Source organism: Streptococcus sp. 1559, from assembly GCF_013276735.1.
Classification (GTDB): Bacteria; Bacillota; Bacilli; order Lactobacillales; family Streptococcaceae; genus Streptococcus; species Streptococcus pseudopneumoniae.
In genome coordinates this window covers 1-583 of record NZ_VMLO01000134.1, presented here as the reverse complement: position 1 = coordinate 583, position 583 = coordinate 1, and the positions used below count along the sequence as shown (strand labels likewise).

Here is a 583-nt window from a genome sequence, read left to right as displayed (position 1 = left end):
GTAACAACACCAGCTCGTAAGACACCAACTATTGACTTGGTACAAGATCCTACTACAGGTGACGTTACAGTAACACCTAAGAAACCAGATGGCTCAACTTATCCAGAAGGAACAATGGTAGAACTTCCAGGTAAGGATGGTCGTCCAATTAAAGTGACGATTGGAGCAGATGGTTCAGCTAAGGTTCCAAATGATCAATTACCAGATACTACGGTTGTAGGTAAGGCTAAGATTACAGAACCAGGTAAAGCAGCTGTAGAAGTTCCTAATGTAACTACACCAGCTAAGGTAACACCAGCAACGCCAACGACTGAAACACCAGGTAAGATTGAAATTGCTCAACAACCAAATGGAAATGCGATTGTAACACCTAAGAAACCAGATGGAACAACTTACCCATCAGGAACTAAGGTAGAAATTCCAGGAGAAAATGGAACAACAATCACAGTAACAATTGGTGACAATGGTTCAGGTGAAGTACCAAATGACAAGCTTCCGAAAGGTGCTGTGCCAGGTAAAGGTAAAGTAACAGAACCGAACAAGAAACCATCACAACCAGTGGATGTAACAACACCAGCTCGTA

General features: G+C 42.4%; 1 protein-coding gene. It reads left to right on the top strand.

Annotated features, from left to right (window positions below; genetic code table 11):
• On the top strand, positions 1–583 hold a 583-nt coding region (locus HT688_RS11380; RefSeq protein ID WP_172923810.1), incomplete at both ends, for a hypothetical protein.